The sequence below is a fragment of the Streptomyces sp. NPDC002870 genome (assembly GCF_042888505.1).
GTDB lineage: Bacteria > Actinomycetota > Actinomycetes > Streptomycetales > Streptomycetaceae > Streptomyces.
Window position 1 is genome coordinate 47,656 of the sequence record NZ_JBIAPW010000005.1, and the last position, 16,134, is coordinate 63,789.

General features: G+C 67.9%; 9 protein-coding genes. 7 read left to right on the plus strand and 2 right to left on the minus strand.

Going from position 1 to position 16,134, the window contains the following annotated elements; all coding sequences use genetic code 11:
- Nucleotides 1-354 precede the first annotated feature (354 nt).
- Nucleotides 355-3,684 (minus strand): right-handed parallel beta-helix repeat-containing protein, encoded by a 3,330-nt coding sequence (locus ACFYWY_RS08495; protein ID WP_389181691.1) that lies wholly within the window; start codon nucleotides 3,682-3,684, stop codon nucleotides 355-357.
- Between the two features lie 274 nt (nucleotides 3,685-3,958).
- On the opposite strand from ACFYWY_RS08495, the gene ACFYWY_RS08500 reads away from it, so the two are divergent.
- Complete coding sequence (locus tag ACFYWY_RS08500) at nucleotides 3,959-5,197, plus strand: S8 family serine peptidase (RefSeq protein WP_389181694.1); 1,239 nt, start codon at nucleotides 3,959-3,961, stop codon at nucleotides 5,195-5,197.
- Nucleotides 5,198-5,274: 77 nt separating this feature from the next.
- On the opposite strand, the gene eccCa is transcribed toward ACFYWY_RS08500, so the two are convergent.
- A complete protein-coding gene (gene eccCa / locus ACFYWY_RS08505) occupies nucleotides 5,275-9,264 on the minus strand; it encodes a type VII secretion protein EccCa (RefSeq protein WP_389182268.1) in 3,990 nt (1,329 codons plus the stop codon).
- A gap of 396 nt (nucleotides 9,265-9,660) precedes the next feature.
- Between eccCa and eccD the strand changes: the two genes are divergently transcribed.
- The 6 genes from eccD to ACFYWY_RS08535 form a co-directional block, all read left to right on the plus strand.
- Entirely contained in the window at nucleotides 9,661-11,058 is a 1,398-nt protein-coding gene (eccD, locus tag ACFYWY_RS08510; RefSeq protein ID WP_389181697.1) for a type VII secretion integral membrane protein EccD, read from the plus strand.
- A gap of 18 nt (nucleotides 11,059-11,076) precedes the next feature.
- Nucleotides 11,077-12,600, plus strand: a complete 1,524-nt coding sequence (eccB, locus tag ACFYWY_RS08515) for a type VII secretion protein EccB (protein WP_389181700.1) — start codon at nucleotides 11,077-11,079, stop codon at nucleotides 12,598-12,600.
- A gap of 344 nt (nucleotides 12,601-12,944) precedes the next feature.
- Nucleotides 12,945-13,289, plus strand: coding sequence for a hypothetical protein (locus ACFYWY_RS08520; RefSeq protein ID WP_389182271.1), 345 nt, complete (start codon nucleotides 12,945-12,947; stop codon nucleotides 13,287-13,289).
- A 123-nt stretch (nucleotides 13,290-13,412) separates the two neighbouring features.
- Nucleotides 13,413-13,733, plus strand: coding sequence for a WXG100 family type VII secretion target (locus tag ACFYWY_RS08525; RefSeq protein WP_389181703.1), 321 nt, complete (start codon nucleotides 13,413-13,415; stop codon nucleotides 13,731-13,733).
- 203 nt (nucleotides 13,734-13,936) lie between these two features.
- Complete coding sequence (locus tag ACFYWY_RS08530; protein ID WP_389181706.1) at nucleotides 13,937-14,479, plus strand: type VII secretion system-associated protein; 543 nt, start codon at nucleotides 13,937-13,939, stop codon at nucleotides 14,477-14,479.
- Nucleotides 14,480-14,531: 52 nt separating this feature from the next.
- On the plus strand, nucleotides 14,532-16,134 hold a 1,603-nt coding region (locus tag ACFYWY_RS08535; RefSeq protein ID WP_389181709.1), incomplete at its 3' end, for an AAWKG family protein.

The window sequence follows — 16,134 nt, forward strand, 5'->3', positions numbered from 1 at the left end:
GTTCACGCCGGGTCATGTCGAAGGACCGGCCAGAACGCGCCGGTCACGGCAGGGCATCTGCCCGCCACGTCGTGCACGCCCGCCGGTCTCCCGGCGGGCGTGCACAACGACCTCGCCCCCCGTCTCCGGAGCCGGTCGGTCAGGGCCGCCGGGGAAGGTGCCGGTAGCCGAGGGCGCGCAGCCGCCGTGCGACCTCGGCGGGGCCGGTGCCCGTCTTCGCGGCCGCCCTTGCAAGTTGCCTCAGGAGCTTCATTTTCTCAGGTGGGCGGAAATGCATTCCTTCCCGCGAGCCAGAGGCTCACCCACCCCTCCGCGACTCCGCCGGGCGTCGCGGCCGGCGGAGGCACCGCGCGGTCACAGCGCGGCCCGGCTCCGGGCAGCGCGGTTCGTGTACACCAGGTCCTGGGGGAGCAGCGACTTGAGGTCGTCGACCGTGGGCTTGTCCAGGCCGCCCAGCCGCCGAGCCTGACGGGTCATCATGGTCTCCAGCAACTGGCGGGCGAGCCGTGCGTTGCCGAACGAGCGGTCACGGGGAATCGCGTCGATGTGGGCGCGCAGCGCGGCCAGGGTCTCGGGGGCGCACTCATAGCCCGTTGCCGCGGCGTGCCGTTCGATGATGACGACGAGCTCCTCCGTGCTGTAGTCCTCGAATTCCACGAACCTGGAGAAGCGTGAGGACAGCCCGGGGTTGGAGGTGAGGAAGCGCTCCATCTCCTCGGTGTAGCCGGCGACGATGACCACCACCTCGTCGCGGTGGTCCTCCATCAGCTTCAGCAGGGTGTCGACGGCCTCGCGTCCGAAGTCGTTGGACGAGCCGCCCTCCGGTGTCAGGGTGTACGCTTCGTCGATGAACAGCACGCCCCCCAGCGCCTTGGTGAAGACCTCCTTGGTGAGCTGGGCGGTATGCCCGATGTACTGGGCCACGAGGTCGGCGCGGGCGACTTCCACCAGGTGCGAGCGAGGCAGCACCCCCAAGGAATGCAGGAGCTCGGCGTACAGCCGGGCCACAGTGGTCTTTCCGGTTCCGGGTGCGCCCGTGAACACCAGGTGGTTGCTGATTTTGGGGGCAGGCAGCCCCGCGGCCGCGCGCTGCCGCGCGTTGGACAGCAGGTTGACCAGGTCGGTCACCTCCAGCTTGACCGCCGAGAGACCGACCATGGCCTCAAGCTTCGCCATCGGGCTCGCCTCGTCGGTGTCCTCGTGCGTGCCCTCGAGAGCCGCCGCCTCGGCCTCCCCGACATCCTGCGGCAGCAGGAGCGATAGATCGTTCTCGCCCGGATCGGGCATGGCGGCGAGCCGGAACGCCTGCCGGTCCACCATCTCCTCGAAGACCCCGCGAGCGGCACGGCCGTTGCCGAACGTCGCGTCGCGCGTCATCTGCTCGAAGTGCAGCGTCAGCGCCTCGGCGGTCATCGGCCCGAGCTCGTACTGGTGGCTGGCGCACATGGTCTCGGTGATGGTCACCAGCTCGTCCACCGAGTAGTTGTCGAATTCGATGGTGCGGGTGAACCGCGAGGCCAGACCCGGGTTCGCCGTGAGGAACGACTCCATCTGCTCCGAGTAGCCGGCCGCGACCACGACGACGTCGTCGCGGTGGTCCTCCATCAGCTTCAGGAGGGTGTCGACGGCCTCGCGTCCGAAGTCGTTGGACGAGCCGCCATCGGGTGTCAGCGTGTATGCCTCGTCGATGAACAGCACGCCGCCGAGGGCGCTGTTGAACGCCTCTGTGGTCTTGATGGCCGTACCGCCGATGACCTGGGCCACCAGATCGGCACGGGCGACCTCCACCAGGTGCCCGGTGCGCAGGACGCCCAGGGACGCCAGGATGCCGCCGTACAGTCGGGCGACGGTGGTCTTGCCGGTGCCCGGAGGACCCGCGAAGACCAGGTGCCGGCTCATCGAGGCGACGGGCATACCGAGCCGGCGCCGGCGTTCGGCGAGCTGATTGAGGTTGACCAGCGTACGGACCTGGTGTTTGACATTCTCCAGGCCGACGAGCCCTTCCAGTTCGGCCAGCGGGCCTTTCGGCTCGTCCTCGCCCCCGGACGCCCCCGCCGGCCCGCCCCCGACCTCGACCTCGTCGCCCCAGATGTCGGCCGCACCGTTGTCCGCGCTGGCCAGGGACTCCACCGAGAGCCGGTCGCTGCCGCAACTCTGCTTCAGGCCCGCTCCGCGGTTGTCGCGCACCACGCACCGGACGACGGACACCGTCTCCGCGCTGTCGACGCGTACGCCGTCTCCCTTGCTGCCGACGATCTCACAGGTGGTGAGATCGGCTCTGCCGCCCCGTGACACGAGCACCCCATGGGCCTTCGCCCCGTCGACCCGGACCCGTTCCAGGATGATCTCGCCCCCGTTGTGGACGGTCACTCCCGAGTCGCCGCTGCCGTCGATGCCGCAGTCGCGCAGGGTGCCCCGGCCGCGTTCGCCGACCGAGACGCCCGTCCCGGCGGGCGAGATCATCACGGTGTCGGTGACCTCCGGATTGGCGTCGTCGGTGATGTGCAGCGCCGAGCCTCCCGCCGAGTCGATCTCGCAGTGCTCCAGGCGGCCGCGTCCGTCGTCGGTGACCTCGATGCCGTGCCCGCCCGCGCCTCTGACCTTGACCCGGCGCAGCAGGGGATTGGCGGCCGACCGCACGGAGACACCCACACCCGCGGCGTCGACCACGTCGAGGCGGTCGAACTCGGCGGCGGAGCTGTCCGCCAGCAGCACTGCCCCGGATTCGTGCGCGCAGTCCCGTACGACCGTGTCCGTCAGCAACGGGGCGCTTCCCTCCGCGATCCGGATCGCCGATTCCGTCGAGGCGATGAACTCGCACTCCTCCACGGTGCCCCGCGAGCGGTCGAGGACGACGAGACCGCTGTTCTTGGTCCGCCGCGTGACACAGCGGCGCAGCAGCGGATCGGAGCCGCCGGAGATGACGATGGCGCTCTGCGTTATCGACTCGAAGGTGGTCTCCTCGATCTCCGGACGGGCGACGCTGCTGACCAGCAGACCGACCGAGGTGTCGTGGACGGTGGTGCCCACGATCCGGGTGGAACTGTGGCCCTCCAGGGCGATGCCGGGCTTGTCGGTACCGGAGATGTCGCAGTGCTCCACCGTGCCCCTGGCCTGGCCGTTCGCGAGTACTCCGTTGCCCCGGGCGTCGCGAATGCTGCACCTGCGGACCGTGGGGTCGCCGCTCTCGCCGATGACCACCGCGGAGGTGCCGAAGTTCTCGAACCTGCAGTCCTCGATGACGCTTCCGGCCTCCGAGATGTCGACGATGCCGGCGCCCCCGGGATTGCTGATCCGGCACCTGCGGGCGGCCAACGAGCCTGTTCCGCGCACCAGGAGCGCGGTCCAGCCGGCGCCGGTGATGGTGCACCCGTCCAGGGCGGCCTGGCCGGCCGGTACGTCTACGACCGCCGTCTCCTTGTCGAACCCGCGCAGGGTGAGGTCACTGAGCATGACCGCGTCGGCCATGAGGCTGATCGCGCTGCCGCGACGCGGGCAGATCTCGACGCCCCCCCGCCCGCTGTCGGCGACGATGGTCACCCGGGTCTTGATGACCAGGTTTTCGGCGTAGCGCCCCGGACGCACCCGGATCACCGCTCCGGTGCGGGCCTGGGCGAGTGCCTCGACGATCGTCTTGAAACCGTCCGGCCGTTCCGTACCGACCATGAGCAACTGCCGTGACACGCGCCTCGAACCTCCTGGAATGGGTGCTGCGGTCCCTTCCCGTACGCGGACTCGCGCACTGGAGCGGGAGGGGAACCTGTGTGCTGTCGAGTGGGCCGCGCGGCCCACCATGCCGGTGACGGGCGGACCACCACGTCGCCGTCCGCGTGGTCCGAACGGGACGAACGCTTCCGTGCCCGGCGGCGGGACGGAACGTGCTGTAGCCGGACACATGGGCGTGGCACAGAAGTTGAGGCCGCGCGGCCGGGCGTCCAGTGTGCTTATCATGCGCGCCATGCGATATCGCACGATGCAGGTATTCGTTCCGCTCACTGCCGCGGCGGCGCTCATGCTGCCGGTCACCGCAACGCCCGCCTTCGCCGCTGGGCCGACGCCCTCGCCATCCCCGGACGATCAGGGGGTCACACTGCTGCCACCGCTGCCGGTCCGGCTCGGCGAGGACGCGCCGTGCACCAAGGCGTCGGACCGGACAGCCGCCGGAAACGCCTGGGCGCAGTCGGCGCTCGGGCTGACGAGGACTCAGCAGCTGTCCCGGGGAGCGGGGGTGAGCGTCGCGGTGGTCGACACCGGTGTCGCCCCCGGCGTCCCCGCCCTGTCCGGCCGGGTGCTGACCGTGGGGGAGGCGGGCGGCGACTGCGTCGGGCACGGCACCTTCGCGGCGGGACTCATCGCCGGTGCCCGGACCAACGGCAGCGACGTGGTGGGCATGGCCCCCGAGGCCCGGATCATCGCTCTGCAGGGCACCGACGACCGTGGTGTGCCCACGCCGCAGCGGGTCGCCGACGGCATCCGCGAGGCGGCGGACCGGGGCGCGGACGTCATCTACGTCGGCCACGCGCTGCGCACCGGAAAGGCGGAACTGACCGAGGCCGCCGCCTATGCCGCGCGGCGTGACGCGCTGGTCGTGGCCCCCGCCGCCCCGGACGTCATTCCCCGCGAGGAGATGGGGCCCGACGGGGAGATGCCTACGGGTCCGTACTGGCCGGCCGCGGCGCCCGGAGTGCTGTCCGTCGTCGACTTCGGGCCGGGCGGAGTACGGCAGCAGAACGCCCCACCTGCCCACGACCCGGATCTGTCGGCACCGGGCAGCGCGATGGTCAGTATCGGGCCCCGCGGCTCCGGCCACTACATCGGCTCTGGTGCTTCGTTCGCGGCGGCCGGCGCCGCGGGGGGCGCGGCGCTCGTCCGGGCCCAACACCCGGAACTGACCGCCGAGGAAGTGTCCGGACAACTGCTGCGGACCGCCTATCCGTCGGACACCCCCCGGCTCGACCCCTATGCCGCCATGTCCATGTCCCTGCCGGGCGGGAAGGCCGGCCGGGCGACTCCTCCTCCGGCACACTTCCCGGCGCCCGCCGACTCCACCCCCCGCGTCCGTTCTCTGGCGGTCGCCGGTGGCGGTCTGGCGCTGGTGTTGGTCCTCGCGGCCGCGGGCGCGGTGATCCCGCGCGGCCGGGCGAGGGGCTGGCTGCCGCCCGGCCGGCGGCAGAGTGCGGCACCCCCCGGCCAGTAGGCGCTCAGCGTCCGCCGCGAGCGCCCGGCTCCGGGGGCTCGCGGCCACGGCCGGCGCCGTGCACGGCTGATGGAACGTCACCGGACCTCGTCCTCCAGGAGCGGCGTCTGCACCTGGACGGTCTTGCGCCGGGCGATGCGCACCGCACGGCCGGGGATGAGTTCCCGTCCCTTGACGTTGCCGAAGAGATAGCCCTCGCTGGGCGGGCAGGACATCAGCAGGGCGGGGGTGTTGACCTCCTGGAGCCTGCGCATCAGTGCTTCGTTGAGGCCCCGCCCGGCACCGGCGGACGAGCGGGCCACCACCAGGTGCAGGCCCACCTCGTGCCCGAGCGCCAGATGGTCGAGGAGGGGGAGGAACGGCTGTGTCATGGGGCCGCCGCCGACCATGTCGTAGTCGTCGACCAGGATGAACAGCCTCGGCCCCGTCCACCAGTCGCACAGCTTCATCCGCGCCGGGGCGATGTCCGGCCCGGGCACCCTCTGCCTGACCGCTCTGGCCGCACCGTCCACGAGATCTTTCAGCACATCCAGGGAGACGGCGTGCCCGAGCCGGTACTCCTCGGGGACAGCCTCCACCAGCTCCCGCCGGTAGTCCACGGTCATGATGCGGGCCTCGGTCGGTGAGAACCGGTCGGTGATGCCCTTGGCTATCACGCGCAGCAGGTTGGTCTTGCCGCATTCGCTGTCGCCCACCACGATCATGTGTGGATTCTCGGAGAAGTCGTGCCAGACCGGGGAGAGTTCGTTCTCCTCCAGGCCGACGGCGATCCGCAGCCGGCCCTCCCGCGCGGGTGCGGGCAACTCGTCGAGTATCAGACGGGTTGGCAGCATTCGCACCGGGGGCGCGGGTGGTCCCGGCCAGGTCTCGCTGATCGCGGAGACGAGACCGGTGACGCCGTCGGCGAGGTCGTCGGCGGCCTCGACCCCGTCGATGCGCGGCAGCGCCGCCAGGTAGTGCAACTTCTCCGGGGTCAGGCCCCGGCCGGGGCTGCGCGGGACCGTCGCCGACTTGCGGGAGTCGATCTGGGAGTCCATCGGGTCTCCCATCCGCAGCTCCAGCCGGGTACCGGCCTGGTCGCGGACGGAAGCCGACAGCTCCACCCATCGCGCGGTGGTGACGATCAGGTGCACGCCGTAGTTGAGCCCGCGCGCGGCCAGCGAGTTGAACGTCGGGATGTGCTGGTCGAAGTCCTGGCGCACGGTGGACCAGCCGTCGATGACCAGGAAGACATCGCCGTGCGGTTCGTCCGGGAATTCCCCGGCGGCGCGGCGCCTGCGGTACGTCGGCATGGAGTCGATGCCATGCTCGAGGAAGAACCGCTCCCGCTTGCTGAGAAGCGTGTTGACCTCGGCGATCGTACGCCCCACTCGCTCGGTGTCCACGCGCGCCGCAACACCGCTCATATGGGGCAGCCCGCTCAGGCCGGCGAGGGTGCCGCCGCCGAAGTCGAGGCAGTAGAACTGCACTTCACGGGGTGTGTGCGTCAGAGCCAGTGCGGTGATCAGCGTCCTCACGACCGTGCTCTTGCCGCTCTGCGGGCCGCCCGCCACGGCCACGTGTCCGCCGGACGTCGACAGATCCACCGTCAGCAGATCACGACGCTGGTCGAAAGGCCGGTCGATGATGCCCACCGGCACCGTGAGCCTGCCCCGCAATGGCCATCCGGCCGTGGTGAGGCCGAACTGCGGATCGGGCGCGAGCGGGGGCAGGATCTGGTCGAGCGTGGACGGCAGGTCCAGCGGCGGCAGCCAGACCTGGTGGGCGGGCGGTCCCGAGTCGCGCAGCCGGTCCAGGGCCACCGACAGCAGGGTGTCGCCGTTCTCCTCCTCGTCTTCGCCGGTGTCCGGCTCGGCCTGGCCACCCTCTGAGCTGTCCGGGTCCGTGGGGGCGCGCGGCACCACCCATTCCGATGTCCATGGGACCACCTGGCTCGCCACCTGGGCCTGGACGACGGAGCTGCGGCGCTGCAGGTAGGGCCCGGAGACGTAGGCGGCCCGGAACCGGGTCAGCGCGTCGACACCGCTCTTGAGGAAGCCGCTGCCGGGCTGGGCCGGCAACTCGTACGCGTCCGGCACGCCCAGCACGCCGCGGCTCTCCATGGCCGAGAACGTGCGCAGGCCGATGCGGTAGGACAGGTGACTCTCCAAGCTGTGCATCCGGCCCTCGTCGAGCCGCTGCGAGGCGAGCAGCAGATGCACACCGAGGCTTCGGCCGAGGCGGCCGATCATGACGAACAGCTCCATGAAGTCGCGGTGCGCGGCCAGCAGTTCGCTGAACTCGTCGACCACGACGAACAGGCTCGGCATGGGCTGCAGCGGCACACCGGACTGGCGGGCTTTCTCGTACTCCAGGGCCGAGGTGTAGTTCCCGGCGGAGCGCAGCAGCTCCTGACGCCTCATCAGCTCGCCGTGCAGGGCGTCCTGCATCCGGGAGACCAGCGACACCTCGTCTGCGAGGTTGGTGATGACCGCGGAGGTGTGCGGCAGCTCGTCCAGACCCAGGAACGTGGCACCGCCCTTGAAGTCCACGAGGACGAAGTTGAGCGTCTCGGAGGAATTGGTGAGGGCCAGTGCGAGCACGAGGGTACGCAGCAACTCGCTCTTGCCGGAGCCGGTCGCGCCGATGAGCATGCCGTGCGGCCCGGTACCTCCCTGGGCCGACTCCTTGATGTCCAGCTCGACAGGTGTGCCGCTGCCGCTCACCGCGATGGGCACGCGCAGCCGCGCGCTGCCGGTGTACCGCTGCCACAGTGTCGGCGGATCGTGCCGGTACAGGTCGGGGATGTTCAGCAGCTTGGTCAGCTCGAGATTGCTGTCGAACGGTTCGGAGACGTCGCCGCCCATGCCCAGCCGGTACGGCGCGAGCAGCCGGGCGACGGCCAGCGCGCTCACCGGCCCGAACTGGTCGGGTTCACCGAGCCGCGTCGACTGCTCCTTGCGGTCCCGGTCGGTGCGCACCAGCGCGACGCTGTCCCCCTCGACCTCCAGGCGCAGGGTGGTGCGTCCTGGCTTCCAGGTGAGGGTGCCCGTGATGTCGAGCACCACCGCGTTGCGGAAGCCGAGCCCGTCGAAGCGGTGGCCCGCGGGCACGCTGCAGCCGTCGACCACCACGACCGTGAAGGGTTCCTCCCGTCCCGGCACCGCGTCCGGGTCCGCCGCGGGACGCTCCTGGAACTCGCCGCCGAGCAGGTTCTCCAGCTCGTTGAAGGCCGACGCGATCATCCGGGTCGGTCCGGCACCGTCGTGCTCGTACCGGTGGAGGCTGTGCGGGAGCCACTTGGCCCACTCCCACTGGGCCCGGTGCTCGTCAGAGACGCACAGGGCTATCCATACGTCGTCGGGGGAATGGAAGACCGCCAGGTGGGCGAGGAGCCCGCGCACCATGCCGCGGATCCGCTCCTCCTCACCGCGGAAGAGCACCTTGGACCAGGCTCGCAGATAGATCGCGATGGGCTGGTCGGGCACGGTCGTGTAGGCGCGGGTGAAGCTGCGCAGGGCGTGCGCGGACAGCGGCTCCAGGTCCTCCACCGGCTTCGTCGCCGCCGGGGTCAGCTTCATCGCGATGCGCTGGTCGCCGACGCCGATCCGGACCTCCCCGAAGTCGTCGTCGGACGCCCGGCGCTCCCACAGCCGGGTGCTGCGCACGAACGACGACAGTGCGTCGGGATGCGGGTGCCGCCAGGCGAGAGCCCGTTGCTGATCGGTGATGGACGCGCGTACCTTGCGCCTGGTCTGTCCCAGGTAGCGCAGGTAGTCACGGCGCTCGCCCTTCAGGCGCTGCTTGCGCTCGGAGTTGCGGCGCATCACCTGCCCCACCATCATCGCCGCCGAGCCGAGCAGCATCAGCCCGAGCGCGATGTACATGAACCCGCCGCCGGCGCCTCCCATACCGGGGCGCATGAACATCAGCATCATCGACACGGACATCAGCGCCATCGGCAGGTATGTCCATACCGCGGAACTGTCGGGAACGACTTCGGGCAGCGTTGGTGGCTCCTGAAGGCCCAGTTCTCCCGACGGCAATTCCGGACCCCGGCGGCGTGCCGGCCGGCGGAACAGGATCACGCTCAAATGAAAGACCTCCTCAACGATGTCCAAGAACTCCCGCGAAAGGATCGCGGGATTCCGCCGCATGCCGGAACTCCGGTCACGGTGAAAGGGATACAAGTGAAAGGGGGACGGCAGTGATTGGGATATGTTTGATCGTCAGAATGGGATACGGTGGGTCGTCCGGACGGAGCGGAGACGACAAAGCCCCGAGCGGCGAACCGGGTTTTGCCTGAATGGTTATCGCAGTGTTTTCCCGCTGCCCATTGCGGAATAGTCGGCCCAAGCGCCAAACTCGTCGGCGCGTGCCACGCCACCCGGCCCCGATGTGCGGTCGGCATTCGATCCGCGTGCCGCGTCCCACATTCCCACTACCGCGAAGCCGCGGCCCCGCCAGGAAGCGCGAACAGACCTATGACCGAAACTCCGGTGGCACAACTGTGCCGCCTCACCGTATGTGCCCCCGCCAGGACGGTTGACCTGGCTGTGCCCGCTGACGTCCCCGTTGCCGACCTGTTGCCCACAGTGATCAGCTACGGAGGTGACGACCTGGACGAGTCCGGGCTGGAGCACGGGGGTTGGGTGCTCCAACGCGTCGGCGAACCACCGCTCGATCCAGAGAGTACCTTGGACGACCTCGGCCTGCGCGACGGTGAGGCCATCTATCTTCGGCCACGGGCCGAAGCCCTGCCCGAAGTCCACCTCGATGACCTGGTGGACGGTATCTCCACCACGATGCAGGGGCGGCCGCACGGGTGGAGCCCGGACGCCAGCAGGCGCCTGCTGCACTCACTGGGTGTGAGCACCCTCGTCGTCGGCATCGTCGTCCTGGCAGCCCCGGGAGTGGCCGGGTGGCTCAGGGCGCTGGCGGCGGCACTCGCCGGACTGCTTCTCATCGCCGGGGCCGGATCCGCCACGCGGGCCGTAGGAGACTCCGGAGCGGGCGCCGTGCTCGGCTTCATGGCAACGTGCTACCTCGCCCTGGCCGGCTGGCTCCTGCCCGGAGGGGAACTGACCGGAACCGAGGGGAGCTCCGTGCTCGGTGCGCGGATGCTGGCTGCCTCCGCCGCCGGCGGCGGTGCGGCGGTGCTCGCTCTGGCGGCGGTCGGGATGTACCCGGCGCTGTTCCTCGGCGTAACCGTCGTGGCAGTGGCGGGGGCGTTCGGAGCCGTGCTGATGTTCTGGGAGCTGACGCCGGAGCAGGCGGCCAGCTGCGTCGCTGTCGTCTTGGTGTTGTTCGGCGGTTTCGTCCCCTCGCTGTCCTTCAGGCTCTCCGGGATGCGGATGCCGCCTCTGCCCACGAACGCCCAGCAGTTGCAGGAGGGCATCGACCCCTACCCGAACGGGGACGTCGAGGCCAGGTCCATCGTGGCCGACAGCTGGATGACCGCCTTCTACGGGGCCATCGGTCTGATCTGCCTGCCCTGCCTGGTCGCGCTCATGGCGCATCCCGAACTCGCCGAGATCTTCACCACGATCGCCCTGGCCCTGCTCCTGCTGCTGCACAGCCGGGGGCTGGGGAACGTGTGGCAGCGCATCGCGCTCACGGCGGCCGGAGCGTGGGGCACGGCGCTTCTCCTTCTGGCGTCGGCGCGCGCGATGGACCCGGGTGACCGGCTGATCCTGACGGCCGGGCTGCTCGGGCTGACGGCCGCCATCACCATCGCGTCGTGGACCGTGCCGGGACGGCGCCTCGTGCCGTACTGGGGACGTGCGGCGGAACTGCTGCACTCCCTCGCGGCGATGAGCCTGCTGCCGCTCATGCTCTGGTCCGTCGGTGTCTACGGCGCCCTGCGCGCCATCAACGGCTGAGCCGGGGGGACCAGGACGATGCAGAACAAACGGGATCAGGTGCAGGCGCACCTGTTCATCATGGGCAGGCTGGCCTCGGCCATGCTGCGGGCCGACCCCGACTCTCCCGAGAGCCCTTCCGGCAGGACCAACCGCGGCGCGGCGATCGGGGTGATCATCGCTGTGCTGGTGTGCGCGGGCGCCTTCGTGTTCGGGCTCATCAAACCCGGGGGCAATGACTCGTGGCGGACATCGGGCGACCTGATCGTCAACAAGACGACCGGCGCACGCTACTTCTACCTCGACGGGAGGCTGCGCCCCGTACGTAACTACACCTCGGCCCGGTTGATCGCCGGGGGCGACGTCAAGGCGACCACGTTGGTCACCGCTTCGCTCGGAGGGGCGCCGCACGGTTCGCCCATCGGGATCCCGGGCGCTCCCGAGGCGCTGCCGGGCACCGGCGACCTGGACGACGCGCCATGGCTGGTGTGTTCGGCCACCCGGCCCAAGGCGGCGGGTGACATCGCGGTGAGTACGACGCTCGCGATCGGCGTGCAGGAGACCGGCGACGGCTCGCAGGGGCGCAAGCTGGACGGTGACGAGGGACTGCTGATCGCCGGCCCCCGCGGCATCAACTACCTGCTGTGGCAGGGCAGCAAGCTGCGCCTCGACACCAAGGCGGGAGCTGCCAAGGCCCTCGGATACGGGGCTCTTAAGCCGCGCCCGGTCTCGGCGGCGTTCGTCGACGCCTTCCCTCAGGGCCCGGACCTCGCGTCGCCCGATGTCGTGGGCCGGGGGGAGAAGGGACCCGACCTGGGCGATCGGCCGACGAAGGTCGGGCAGCTGTTCCGGGTGGACGTCCCCGGGGCCGCCGCTCAGTACTACCTGCTCACACGGGAAGGGCTCGTCCCGATCACGGCGACGGGCGCGGCACTCGTGATCGGCGACCCGAAGACGCGGGACGCTGCCTACGGCGGATCCGCTCCGACCGTGGCGACGCTCGGCGCCGACGCGTTGACCGGGCATCTGGCTCCGCGCTCCGCGGCCACAGGAGGGCAGTGGGAGAAGCTGCCTGACACACCGCCGAAGGCAGTCCAGGCCGCAGCCGGGTCTGTCGCGTGCGCGAACGTCGAGTCGACCGGCGGCAGTTCGCGGGTGGGCGCTTCCGTGCTGCCCGCCGATGCCCTGCCCGAGACCGTGCAGGCTCCCGATCCCGAGGTCGAGTCGGCGTGTCTGGCAGTCGACGCCATCGCGGTGCGACCCGGCAGGGGCGTCCTGGTCCGGGCGCTGAGCGCCAGTGGCAGCGCCCTGGGTGACACCACGTTCCTGGTGACGGACGAAGGCGTGAAGTACCGGCTGCTGTCCCAGGAGGCGGTCAAGGCGCTGGGGTACGAGGGTGTGGAGGAACGGACCTTGCCGGCCCAGTTGCTGTCGATGGTGCCGACGGGCCCGGACCTCACCCCGGAGGCCGCGTCCTCCGGCGAGGCCAGGGTGACGCTGCGGTGCGAGAGCGCCAACCGGAGAAACGGGACGAATCCGCCTCCGGCCGTATCCTCCGAGTAGATTTTTCTCGTGTTCTTCGAATCACCCTCGGTGACGCATCGTTCTCGACAGCAGTGGGCGGAAGTCCTCAATGTCCAGAATGCGCCCGGCTGTAATGAGCAGCCGCTCGATCGAGCATTTGCATTTCCTGGGTTTTACTCAAGTGAGCGGAATTCAGCGGTGGTTGGTGCTGGGAACAGCGCTCGGAGATCGTTGCCAAATGGGCCGGCACTTCCCTACGATCGGCCACCACCCGAGGATTGAGCACTCTCGCCCGGGTGCCGCAGTACACCTGTCTGACAGTGGGCTGCATCAAGCATCATCCCGCGAGCTGTGAACTCTGCGAAAGGAAATCTGCCGTGGCCATGCAGCAGTCTGAAGAAGGCGCAACACGGGGGGGAATTATGGCGCTCAAACAGGCCTACAACGGCGTCCTCCGGTGTCAGCAGGACGTCCAATCCACCAGGCAAAATCTCGCCTCGGGCTACCAAGGTGCGGATGGTGGCAATTACGGCAAGCTGCTGGACCAGTGGGATGGGCACGTGGACACCATCCTGATGAACCTGGACCGCATGACCGACGAGCTCAACGAGACGCTGCGCGAGCACGGTCTGGCGCAGGGCTCCTCGAACGAGTCGATCGATGCTGAATTCGCCCGGTCCACGAGCGTGTTCGACCAGCTCAATCCAGGGGCCGCCCACTCGGCGTGACCGCACTGCCCCCGAGAACCCACTACCACGCCACCGCTGAACCGCACCGGATTCACCGGACGTTGACCCCGCCCACAGGCAGCGCCCGCACCGTACCCACACTCGCAGCGAATCGAGGATCCTATGGACTTGAGCGACGGTTTTATCTACGTCGACTACAAACACGCCGAAAACGCGTCGGAAGACATGATCTCCCAGTCGCAGGCGATCATGAGCATCATCGAGAACATGGAGATGGAGCTCACCGAACTCAAGAGCACCTGGATCGGTGACGACCGGGATATCTACAGCACCGTGCAGGCGAACTGGAACCAGGCGATCGAGAACATCAAGTTGCTCCTCGCCAACCACTCTTCGCTGCTCACGGACATCTCCGGGAACTACCGGTTCACCGAGAACAGCCTGGCGCAGAGGTGGGGGGACATCAAGATCGGAAGCCGCTGACCAAAGACGAACGCTGCCTCCCGCTCTCCACATCCCATGCACAAAGACCCGGGTGAGCCGGCGGGAACGGCAGAAAGACGACCGGGCGCCGTCGGTCCACGCCGTGCCGGGCGAGGGCCGACGGCGCCGGCACGTCAATGACCCCACACGGGTTACAAGTTCATGGGGCGCGTCGATTTCACGAAGCGCAGAAGGGCAATGAGATGGCCAAGAAGACAGTTCTTGACACGAAATGGTTGAAGCAGTTCATCGACACCGAACTCAGCGATTTCCGCGATGTCCTGGGCAAGATGCTCGAGGACGGCCCCACAGGCAAATCGGTCGGGTTCATCGCCGACGGAAACCTCACGCGGGACACGCTCGTGTCCACCAAGCCGCTCATTTTGGGCCCCATGGCCGGCGCCAATGCCGCTGCCAACACCAGCGGAGAGGCTACAGGGGAGTCACCCGTGGTGGAGGGTGGCAGTACGACAGTTGATGTCGGCGGCGCAGAACTGAACAAGAGCATCCAGCAGTTGGCATCCGCGATCCATCAAAAGCTCACGGACCACGTGGAGCTCTTCGAGGACATCGAGAGCGCCCTGAAGGAAACGATCGAGAAGATGCGGGAGAACCAGAAGCACAGTTTGGACAAGATCTCGACCGATACGTTTATGGATGTTTTCGAGGACGTGGAGAGTGACTTGCAGTCCTCTTCCAGCACCGGTGACGGCGTTGGTGGAGCGGATTCCGGTAGCGAGAGCTAGAAGAGACTGACGCGAGCCCCTTCTTTCCCCACCCACGTCTCGGAGTACTGTGATGCCGACTAACAATGACGACAACTGGAAAAAGGCAGTCGACATGCTCACCGGGTATGTTCTGCCGGATCAGGCGTCGGTCATGAACTCCCTCATGGGAAACGATGGCATCCCCCTGATGCATGTGCGGCTCGAAAAGATATCGGGTTCGACGGTGTATCCCGGTTTTGTCTCAATGGGGGGGTTTCGGCAAAGCGAAACGGACTTCGTCTTTCCGTATTATCGGGATGGAGAGGACGGCACTCGCAATCCCGCCTCAGACCCGAAGGGCGTCAGTCAATACACGGCCAACATAACCTTCATCGGAAGGTCTGGTCCAGTTGATGCGCCGCCGACCGGGGACGACGAAATAATCGGCGGTTCGGTCACAAACCCTGTCTTGGTGGGGAAGGGCATATGGAACAAGGAAGGAGACTCGATAATTACTGACGCCACCGCCTTGGGACAGTACGTCCAGGGTTCCGGGGCGGCCCTTGAACAGCTCAAAGACAATTACCTCAGCACTCATGGTTTCACGAGTCACGGAAAGGCGGTGCCCGACGACAGTTATGTCGACCTCGTGTCCTTCACGGAGGTGGCCAAGTCTCTCGACCGAGCCGTGAAGTTTTATATTGATGCCGCGAAGACCCTGGATGAGTGGGACAACAAGGATATCGGGGAGGATAGCAATTCCTGGGACGGCACGGCAGCGGCGATGTTCAAAGAGCTCGTCCATAAATTGGCCAGGAATTACGATGGCTACGCCAATGAAGAAACAGGTCTCACCTACGGTGAGGGCTATATTCCGGTTGGCAGTGTTGGTCCTGGGGATTTGCTTGGGTATGCGCCTGCCCGTGCGATCAATGAGGTGGCCTACGTCATCCGGCGTGAGGCGCAGAACCTCTACAACGCCTGGCAGATGTGGAAACCGCTGAGCAACCCGCATCGCTGGCTGTACGACATGATCCAGGACGCCTGGATGAATCAGCTCGTCCTACAGATGAACAACGTTACATTTGAATCCCGCAGCGCCGGGCACGGGTACACGACGATAGTCGAAGCGCTCCCTGGATTCGTAAATGAAATCGAGATTTATGGCGAGCGTTATGGTCCGCCCAATGAGTCCAGCACCTGGAAAAAGATCGGCGAGGAGGCTGTGCTCAAGTGGCAGAATTCCATTAAGGACGTGCTCGGCCCGGTCGCCGAGGATGCGATTATCGCAATTCGGGAGGTGATGACAAACTCGAACGACGTTTTTGCGGCAATTAAATTTGAGGACAAGGATACGGGGTCGCTCGCCAATATTGCGTCCGAGGCTGAGGCGGATGCGGAGAAGGCTGCGGCTAAGGATGAGCAGGCTAAGGCTAAGGCTGAGGCGGATGCGGAGAAGGCTGCGGCCAAGGCTGAGGCAGATGCGGAGAAGGCTGCCGCCAAGGCTGAGCAGGCTAAGGCTAAGGCTGAGGCAGATGCGGAGAAGGCTGCGGCCAAGGCCGAGGCGGATGCGGAGAAGGCTGCGGCCAAGGAGGAGCAGGCTGCCGCTAAGGCTGAGGCAGATGCGGAGAAGGCTGCGGCCAAGGCTGAGGCGGATGCGGAGAAGGCTGCGGCCAAGGCTGAGCAGGCTGCCG